Source organism: Stenotrophomonas sp. SMYL11 (assembly GCF_036320005.1).
Taxonomy (GTDB): Bacteria; Pseudomonadota; Gammaproteobacteria; order Xanthomonadales; family Xanthomonadaceae; genus Stenotrophomonas; species Stenotrophomonas maltophilia_A.
Genome location: NZ_JAWIRS010000017.1, coordinates 1 through 7,692, shown reverse-complemented (window position 1 = coordinate 7,692; position 7,692 = coordinate 1). Strand labels below are relative to the sequence as shown.

Annotated in this window: 10 protein-coding genes; 6 read left to right on the top strand and 4 right to left on the bottom strand. The window is 68.4% G+C overall.

Features of this window, described 5'->3' with window-relative positions; all coding sequences use genetic code 11:
* Nucleotides 1-101 precede the first annotated feature (101 nt).
* The 3 genes from V3B46_RS18525 to pdxH form a co-directional block, all read right to left on the bottom strand.
* Nucleotides 102-560, bottom strand: a complete 459-nt coding sequence (locus V3B46_RS18525) for a DoxX family protein (protein ID WP_329892580.1) — start codon at nt 558-560, stop codon at nt 102-104.
* A gap of 161 nt (nt 561-721) precedes the next feature.
* The gene (locus V3B46_RS18520) at nt 722-1,081 is read right to left on the bottom strand and encodes a YqfO family protein (RefSeq protein ID WP_329892579.1); all 360 of its coding nucleotides are present in this window, start codon (nt 1,079-1,081) and stop codon (nt 722-724) included.
* A gap of 9 nt (nt 1,082-1,090) precedes the next feature.
* A complete protein-coding gene (gene pdxH / locus V3B46_RS18515) occupies nt 1,091-1,690 on the bottom strand; it encodes a pyridoxamine 5'-phosphate oxidase (protein WP_329892578.1) in 600 nt (199 codons plus the stop codon).
* Nucleotides 1,691-1,730: 40 nt separating this feature from the next.
* Between pdxH and V3B46_RS18510 the strand changes: the two genes are divergently transcribed.
* On the top strand, nt 1,731-2,558 hold the full coding sequence (locus tag V3B46_RS18510; RefSeq protein ID WP_329892577.1) for a kinase: 828 nt from the start codon (nt 1,731-1,733) through the stop codon (nt 2,556-2,558).
* Between the two features lie 6 nt (nt 2,559-2,564).
* On the opposite strand, the gene V3B46_RS18505 is transcribed toward V3B46_RS18510, so the two are convergent.
* Complete coding sequence (locus tag V3B46_RS18505; protein ID WP_005410663.1) at nt 2,565-2,768, bottom strand: dodecin family protein; 204 nt, start codon at nt 2,766-2,768, stop codon at nt 2,565-2,567.
* A gap of 98 nt (nt 2,769-2,866) precedes the next feature.
* On the opposite strand from V3B46_RS18505, the gene V3B46_RS18500 reads away from it, so the two are divergent.
* The 5 genes from V3B46_RS18500 to mdtD all read left to right on the top strand — a co-directional run bounded on the left by V3B46_RS18500 (nt 2,867) and on the right by mdtD (nt 7,512).
* The gene (locus tag V3B46_RS18500; protein WP_154353170.1) at nt 2,867-3,409 is read left to right on the top strand and encodes a shikimate kinase; all 543 of its coding nucleotides are present in this window, start codon (nt 2,867-2,869) and stop codon (nt 3,407-3,409) included.
* Nucleotides 3,406-4,518 (top strand): 3-dehydroquinate synthase, encoded by a 1,113-nt coding sequence (gene aroB, locus V3B46_RS18495; RefSeq protein ID WP_154264194.1) that lies wholly within the window; start codon nt 3,406-3,408, stop codon nt 4,516-4,518. Before V3B46_RS18500 ends, aroB begins: the two co-directional genes overlap by 4 nt.
* A gap of 143 nt (nt 4,519-4,661) precedes the next feature.
* On the top strand, nt 4,662-4,901 hold the full coding sequence (locus tag V3B46_RS18490; RefSeq protein ID WP_032127800.1) for a WGR domain-containing protein: 240 nt from the start codon (nt 4,662-4,664) through the stop codon (nt 4,899-4,901).
* 26 nt (nt 4,902-4,927) lie between these two features.
* A complete protein-coding gene (gene hemE / locus V3B46_RS18485) occupies nt 4,928-6,010 on the top strand; it encodes a uroporphyrinogen decarboxylase (protein WP_329892576.1) in 1,083 nt (360 codons plus the stop codon).
* A 92-nt stretch (nt 6,011-6,102) separates the two neighbouring features.
* Nucleotides 6,103-7,512 (top strand): multidrug transporter subunit MdtD, encoded by a 1,410-nt coding sequence (gene mdtD / locus V3B46_RS18480; protein ID WP_010482759.1) that lies wholly within the window; start codon nt 6,103-6,105, stop codon nt 7,510-7,512.
* Nucleotides 7,513-7,692 lie beyond the last annotated feature (180 nt).

The window sequence follows — 7,692 nt, the reverse complement described above, 5'->3', positions numbered from 1 at the left end:
CCGGGCCGCCCGGCCCCCCGCCGCGCCCCCCCCCCCCCCGCGCGGGCCCCGGCCCCCCCCCCCCCCCCCCCCCCCCCGACTCTGCCGGTGCGCGAGCGCCGTCAGCGTGCCCAGCGCGCCTCTATCGCAAACCGGCCGCTGCCCACCGCCGCAATCCAAAGCAGCAGCACCCCAAGAGGCACTTCGCTCAGGTAGAAGAACCAGCTCAACCAATCCGGCACGCTCAATCCTGCGGGAATGCGTGCGATGCCATCGGTCAATGCGGCCACCGCGCAGATTCCCGCCAGCAGCAACGCCGAAGGGCGACTGAGCAGGCCGAGTACCAGTAGGCCACCCGCAATCCATTCAATCGCACCCAGCACCGGCGCACTGAACACCGGGAACGGGATCCCCGCATCGACCAGCGTATGCACCATGCGCTCGCGCCCCGCGTCGGTGAACACCTTGTTCCAGCCGGAGACGCAGAACATCACACCGGCGACGATGCGGGCAAGCAGCAGGTAAGCCTCCACGCCACGACGCGGTGATGGCACGGCAAACAGGCAACGCCAGGAGGGCATGGCGACTCCGGAAATCGAGGGCATTCGTCGGAGTGTGCCGGTTGCTGACCTGCTCGCAGATGAAGCTGACCAGTCCTTTCGCGACAGCCTGCTCTTGTAGAGTCGAGCCATGCTCGACTGCCTTGCGCGCCAGGGCAACAGCAGCCGAGCATGGCTCGGTTCTACAACGGCCGCCTGTCGGCCAGCAGCAGCTCGGTTTCCTCCACCTGCACCACCGGCACCTGCCACGGGTGATGCGGCACGATGCCCTGTTCGAAGATGCGCTGCAGCCGTTGCGGATTCCGAGGCAGGCAGAACTCCAGACGCACGCTGTCGACCACCTCGGTGCGACCCGCCTCACCCTGCACGGGCGACGCACCCACGCGCGGACGGAACTGTTCGAACCCCGGCGCCGACCACCACATCCCGTGCTCGTAGTCGCCGGCCGCCAGCGCGTCCACCGCGAGGATGCCCTGCTTCACTGCATCCAGTGCTGCCGATGGCACGAACACCACCACGCGGTACAGCGGCAGGCGTTGCATCGCGCGGCCTTACGGGTACAGCAGGCGCTTGCTCCAGCGCCCTTCGGCGCCGGCTTCATAGCACCAGCGTTCGTGCAGGCGGAACTGCGCGCCGTACCAGAACTCGATGCGGTCGGGCACCACGCGCAGACCGCTCCAGCCCTCCGGGCGCGGCACGTCCTTGCCCTCGAAGCGGGCTTCGATCCCGGCCACGCGCGCGTCGAACTCCTCGCGCGTCGCCAGCGTCTTCGACTGCTGCGAGGCCCACGCGCCGATCTGGCTCATGCGCGGGCGGCTGGCGAAATAGGCATCGGCTTCGGCATCGGCGACGTGCTCGACACGGCCTTCAATGCGCACCTGGATGCCGGCCTCGCGCAGGCTGCGCCACAGGAACAGCAGCGCGGCCTGCGGATTGGCCTGCAGTTCCTGGCCCTTGTGGCTGTCCAGGTGGGTGTAGAACACGAAACCACGCTCGTCGAACGCCTTCAGCAGCACGGTACGTGCCGAGGGACGGCCGTGCGTATCGGCAGTGGCCACGGTCATCGCGTTCGGCTCGACCTCGCGGCTCTGTTTGGCCTCTTCGAACAGGCCGGCAAACGTGGACAGGGCTTCGGCGTACAGGTCGCTCATGATTGCGTTCTTCTCACACGGATTGGGCTATTGTGGCTGCATGGCCGCTGCTGCGTATATGCCCCAGGTGAAAGGATTCCCCGAAACATTGGCCGAACAGGCGCTGGACGATGCGCTGGGCAGCGGCGCAGCGGTTCCAGTATTGGCGATCAGCGGCCTGCAGGGGAGCGGCAAATCGACGCTGGCCTCGCAGGTGGTGGCGCGCGCACAGGCACGCGGCCTGAACGCGGCCACGCTGTCGATCGATGACGTCTACCTGACCCGCGCACAGCGCCAGCGACTGGCCCGCCAGGTGCACCCGCTGCTGATCACCCGCGGCCCACCCGGCACCCATGACCTGCCACTGGCCCACGCCGTGCTGGACGCGGTGGCCGCACGCCAGCCTTTCGCGATGCCGCGCTTCGACAAGCTGGCCGATGAACGCCTGCCCGAAGCGCAATGGCTGCAGCTGCAACAACCGCTGGACCTGCTGGTCTTCGAAGGCTGGTTCCTGGGCAGCCCCGCGCAGGATGAAGACGCGCTGGACAGCCCGTTGAACGCACTGGAGCGCGAAGCCGACGCCGATGGCCGCTGGCGGCGATGGTGCAACCAGGCGCTGGGCCGCGACTACCCGGCGCTGTGGCAGCGCTGCGACCGCCTGTGGTTCCTGCAGCCGCCGGATTTCTCGGTGGTACCGCGCTGGCGCTGGCAGCAGGAGCAGAACCTGCAGGCCGCGCAGCCGGGCCGTCACGGCATGAGCCGGCCCCAGCTGGAGCGCTTCGTGCAGTACTACGAGCGGGTCAGCCGACAGGCACTGCGCGCCCTGCCCGGCCTGGCCGACCACGTGGTGGTGCTGGACGGCCAGCGCCAGGTGCAGGACGTGCGCTGAGCACGCCTATTCCACCAGGAAGGTCACCCGCAGGTTGACCCGCCATTCGGTGATCTCGCCGCTGCCATTGGTGACCACCTTGGTCTCGTTCACCCAAGCGCCCTGGATGCCCTTGACCGTCTCGGAAACCTTCTTCAGCCCGCTGCGCACGGCGTCTTCCACGCTTTTGGGCGAGGAGGCGGTGATTTCGATGACCTTGGCGACCGTCATGGCCTGTACTCCGGCTGGCGCGGGAGACCCCGCAGGAACGCCTACCCTGACGTGAAGAACGTAAAGGCAAGGGCACGGAGGTGTTAGCATCAGAGGGCATGAATCCTGCTCCGAACCTGATCCTGATCGGCCCGATGGGCGCCGGCAAAACCTGCATCGGCCGCCGCCTGGCCGAGCGCTTCACGCTGGACTTCGTCGATGTCGACCAGGTCATCGTCGATGCCGCCGGCGCCAGCATCCCGACCATCTTCGAGCACTCGGGTGAAACCGGCTTCCGCAGCCATGAGCGCGAAGCCTTGGCCCGTGTGCTGGAAGGCCGCGGCCAACTGGTCTCCACCGGCGGCGGTGCAGTGCTGGATCCGGACAACCGTGCACTGATCGCCCAGCGTGGCTTCGTGGTCTACCTGCGGGTCAGCGTGGCCGCGCAGCTGGAACGCCTGGCCCGCGACAAGGGCCGGCCGCTGCTGCAGCGTCCCGACCGCGAGCAGGTGCTGCGCGATCTGGCCGCACACCGCGACCCGCTGTACCGCGAGCTGGCCGACCTCACCCTCGATACCGACCCGTATACCGCTGCCGACGCGACCGCCCACCTGGTGGTCAAGCTGGCTACGCAATGGCAGCGCCAGGACCTCACCGCATGACTTCCCCCGCCCTGCTGCAGGTCGCCGTTGGCGGCGACCGCCCCTACTCCATCACCATCGGCGCCGGCGCCCAGGCCGATGGCACCGCGCTGGCCTCGCACGTGCGCGGCCGTCATGTGCTGCTGCTCAGCGACAGCGAAGTGGCTCCGCGCTACCTGGCAGCCGTGAAGCAGACGCTGCTGGCCGCACGCCCCGATCTGATCGTCGGCGAGCACGTGCTAGCCGCCGGCGAAGCCTCCAAGACCCTGGCCGAATTCGGTCGTGCGATCGAAGCACTGGCCGCGCTCGGCGCCACCCGAGATGCCTGCGTGTTCGCCCTCGGCGGCGGCGTGGTCGGTGATCTCGCCGGTTTTGCCGCGGCCTGCTGGATGCGCGGCGTGGACTGCGTGCAGCTTCCGACCACCCTGCTGGCGATGGTCGATTCGTCCGTGGGCGGCAAGACCGCGGTCGACATTCCGGCCGGCAAGAACCTGGTCGGCGCATTCCATCCGCCGCGCGCGGTCATTGCCGATACCCGCGTGCTGGCCACCCTGCCGCCGCGCGAGCTGCGCGCCGGCTTGGCCGAAGTGGTGAAGTACGGCGCGCTGGGCGACGCGGTGTTCTTCGAATGGCTGCAGCAGCATGCCGATGCGCTGCTGGCCGGCGAAGACAACGTGCTTTCCGAAGCCATCGCGCGCAGTTGCCGGCACAAGGCCGCCATCGTCGAGCGCGATCCGTTCGAGAAGGGCGAGCGTGCCCTGCTCAACCTCGGCCACACCTTCGGCCACGCCATCGAGACCGAACAGGGTTACTCCGCTCCCGGCCGCGATGCGCTGAACCATGGCGAGGCCGTAGCAGTGGGTATGGTGCTGGCGGCGAAGCTGTCCACCGACCTCGGCCTGGCAGACGACGCCGACCGTGCGCGCCTGCAGGCCCTGCTGGAACGCCTCGGCCTGCCGGTGGCGATCCCGGCCGGACTGGACCCGCAGGCCCTGCTCGGCCGCATGCGGCTGGACAAGAAGAACGTGGCCGGTCGCCTGCGCCTGGTGCTGTGGCGTGGCATGGGCCGCGCTGAAGTGGTGCCGGACGTGGATGAGGCGGCGGTGCTGAAGGTGCTGTCGGCCCGGTAGTGCCGGCCGCTGGCCGGCAATCCTGCCGCGCAGCCTGGTAGTGCCGGCCGCTGGTCGGCTTCCCCGTTGATGACATTGCCAGCCAGCGGCCGGCACGACCGCGTTGCGGCCGGGGTCACCCTGGCCCCGCTACAATCGGCGCCATGCACGTCTACCTGCAACATCCTGACGCCGGTGCGCAGGCACCGCGCTTCCTGCGCCTGAGCCTGCAGCCGGATCTGTTCGGCGGCTGGGAACTGCTGCGCGAGAGCGGTCGCGTCGGCAGCCGCTCGCAGCTGCGGCGTGAGCTGTTCCTGCAGGCCGACGAAGCCCGCCATGCCTTCGAGAAGGCCCGCGATGCCGAACTGCATCGCGGTTTCCAGATCCTCTCGCACGGCGACTGACGCCGCTGCCAACTTTCGTCCAAGGAATGCCCATCGTGACCAGCCCTCTCCGCAACGATCGCCTGCTGCGCGCCCTGCGCCGCGAACCGGTGGACTGCACCCCCGTCTGGCTGATGCGCCAGGCCGGCCGCTACCTGCCGGAATACCGCGCGACCCGGGCCAAGGCCGGCAGCTTCCTGGCCATGGCCAAGAATCCGGAGATTGCCTGCGAGGTCACTCTGCAGCCGCTGCGCCGGTTCCCGCTGGACGCGGCCATCCTGTTCTCGGACATCCTCACCATTCCCGATGCAATGGGCCTGGAGCTGTACTTCGTCGAAGGCGAAGGCCCGAAGTTCCGCCACCCGGTGCGTGATGAAGCCGCCATCGCCAGGCTGGCGGTGCCGGACATGGAACAGGATCTGGGCTACGTGATGGACGCGGTGCGCCTGATCCGCCGTGAGCTGGACGGCCAGGTGCCGCTGATCGGTTTCTCCGGCAGCCCGTGGACGCTGGCCTGCTATATGGTGGAAGGCGGCGGCAGCAAGGACTTCGCGCGGATCAAGGCGATGGCACTGAACCATCCGCAGGCCCTGCACCGCCTGCTGGAGGTCACCACCGAGGCGGTGATCGCCTATCTCGGCGCGCAGCGCGCGGCCGGTGCACAGGCACTGCAGGTGTTCGACACCTGGGGTGGCGTGCTGTCGCCGTCGATGTACCGCGAGTTCTCGCTGCGCTACCTGCAGCGCATCGCCGGGGGCCTGGAGCGCGGCGAAGGCAACGAGCGCACGCCGCTGATCCTGTTCGGCAAGGGCACCGGCCTGCACCTGGAAGCGCTGTCGCAGACCGGCGCCGATGCGCTGGGCCTGGACTGGACGCTGGACCTGGACGAGGCGATGCGCCGCACCGGTGGCCGCGTCGCACTGCAGGGCAACCTCGACCCGACCACGCTGTACGCCTCGCCGGATGCGATCGCCGCCGCAGCAGCACGCGTCCTCGACACCTATGCCGCCGGCAACGGCGGCTCGCGCGAGGGCCATGTGTTCAACCTCGGCCACGGCATGTCGCCGGACATGGACCCGGCGCACGTGCAGGTGCTGGTCGACGCGGTGCACGCGCACAGCCAGCGCTGAGCATTGCGCATGCGGTTGCGGCGCGATGTTGATCGCGCCGTGACCTGCAGTGCGCGATCATGGCGTCCCCCACGCTGCACCGGCCACACCCCATGTCCACATCGCCATCGACCTACAACCGCCAGCGTCCCCTGCTGTGGCTGGTTTCGTTGGCGATCTTCATGCAGATGCTGGACTCGACCATCGTCAACACGGCCTTGCCGGCGATGGCGGCCAGCCTGGGCGAAAGCCCGCTGCAGATGCAGTCGGTGGTGTTCAGCTACGCATTGGCGGTAGCCACCTTCATTCCCGCCTCCGGCTGGATCGCCGACCGCTACGGCACCCGCCGCACCTTCCTGGTGGCGATCATCCTGTTCACCCTCGGCTCGCTGGCCTGTGCGCTGGCCCAGCACCTGCACCAGCTGGTCGGTGCGCGCGTGCTGCAGGGCATCGGCGGTGCCATGCTGCTGCCGGTCGGTCGCCTGGCGGTGATGCGTTCGGTGCCGCGTGAGGATTTCCTGCGCGCGATGAGCTTCATCGCCATTCCGGCACTGGTCGGCCCGTTGATCGGCCCCACGTTGGGTGGCTGGCTGGTCGAGATCGCATCGTGGCACTGGGTGTTCCTGATCAACCTGCCAATCGGCGTGATCGGTTTCATCGCTGCGATGAAGATCATGCCCGACCACTACGCCAGCCATCGCACCCGCTTCGACCTGCGCGGCTACATCATGCTGGCCTTTGCGATGGTGGTGCTGTCGTTGGCGCTGGACGGCATCTCCGGGCTCGGAACGCCACATGCGCTGGTGATGCTGATGACCGTGGCCGGCCTGGCCGCACTGGTCGGTTACTGGCTGCATGCCGCCAACTCCACCGCGCCGTTGTTCTCGCTGGCGCTGTTCCGCGTGCCCAGCTACCGCATCGGCATCCTCGGCAACCTGTTCTCGCGCATCGGCAGCAGCGCCATGCCGATGCTGATCCCGCTGCTGCTGCAGGTCGGCCTGGGCCTGGGCCCGATGAACGCCGGCCTGATGATGGTGCCGGTGGCGGCGGCCGGCATGGTGTCGAAGAAGCTGGCGGTGAAACTGGTCGAACGCTACGGTTACCGCCGCGTGCTGATGGTCAACACCGTGCTGGTCGGCCTGGCGATGGCCAGCTTCATCCTGATGACACCCGGCCAGCACCTGGCCTGGCGCCTGCTGCAGCTGGCCTTCTTCGGTGCGGTCAATTCCCTGCAGTTCACCGTGATGAACACCGTGACGCTGCGTGATCTGGACCGCGAATTCGCCAGTTCCGGCAACAGCCTGCTGTCGATGGTGATGATGCTCGCCGCCGGTTTCGGTGCCGCGGCGGCCGGCAGCCTGCTGGCCGCGTTCGGCAATCACCTGGACAGCAACAGCGCCACCGCGGCACTGCATGCGACGTTCCTGTGCGTGGGCGCGATCACTCTGACCTCGACGATGATCTTCTGGCAGCTGCCCGACACCAAGCCCGAACCGCGGCAGGTCGAGCACGTTGCGGAGTGAGGGTGGTTCGGCAGGGCCTGCGGCCCTGCACCCGCAGAGGCCGAAGCCGAAGCCGAAGCAACAGCGAGCATTCCGTGGGTTGGTGTGGCGGTGTGGGCTTACAGGACACGCCGTAAACCCATCCATGGGGGCTCGATGGCGCCATCCAGGGCGCCAACGGTCCTGCAAGCCCACACCGCC

Coding starts and splice junctions, on each gene's coding strand:
- V3B46_RS18525 (WP_329892580.1), bottom strand. CDS start 560: ATGCCCTCCTGGCGTTGCCTGTTTGCCGTGCCATCACCGCGTCGTGGC.
- aroB (WP_154264194.1), top strand. CDS start 3,406: ATGACTTCCCCCGCCCTGCTGCAGGTCGCCGTTGGCGGCGACCGCCCC.
- hemE (WP_329892576.1), top strand. CDS start 4,928: ATGCCCATCGTGACCAGCCCTCTCCGCAACGATCGCCTGCTGCGCGCC.
- V3B46_RS18500 (WP_154353170.1), top strand. CDS start 2,867: ATGAATCCTGCTCCGAACCTGATCCTGATCGGCCCGATGGGCGCCGGC.
- V3B46_RS18520 (WP_329892579.1), bottom strand. CDS start 1,081: ATGCAACGCCTGCCGCTGTACCGCGTGGTGGTGTTCGTGCCATCGGCA.
- V3B46_RS18510 (WP_329892577.1), top strand. CDS start 1,731: ATGGCCGCTGCTGCGTATATGCCCCAGGTGAAAGGATTCCCCGAAACA.
- V3B46_RS18505 (WP_005410663.1), bottom strand. CDS start 2,768: ATGACGGTCGCCAAGGTCATCGAAATCACCGCCTCCTCGCCCAAAAGC.
- mdtD (WP_010482759.1), top strand. CDS start 6,103: ATGTCCACATCGCCATCGACCTACAACCGCCAGCGTCCCCTGCTGTGG.
- V3B46_RS18490 (WP_032127800.1), top strand. CDS start 4,662: ATGCACGTCTACCTGCAACATCCTGACGCCGGTGCGCAGGCACCGCGC.
- pdxH (WP_329892578.1), bottom strand. CDS start 1,690: ATGAGCGACCTGTACGCCGAAGCCCTGTCCACGTTTGCCGGCCTGTTC.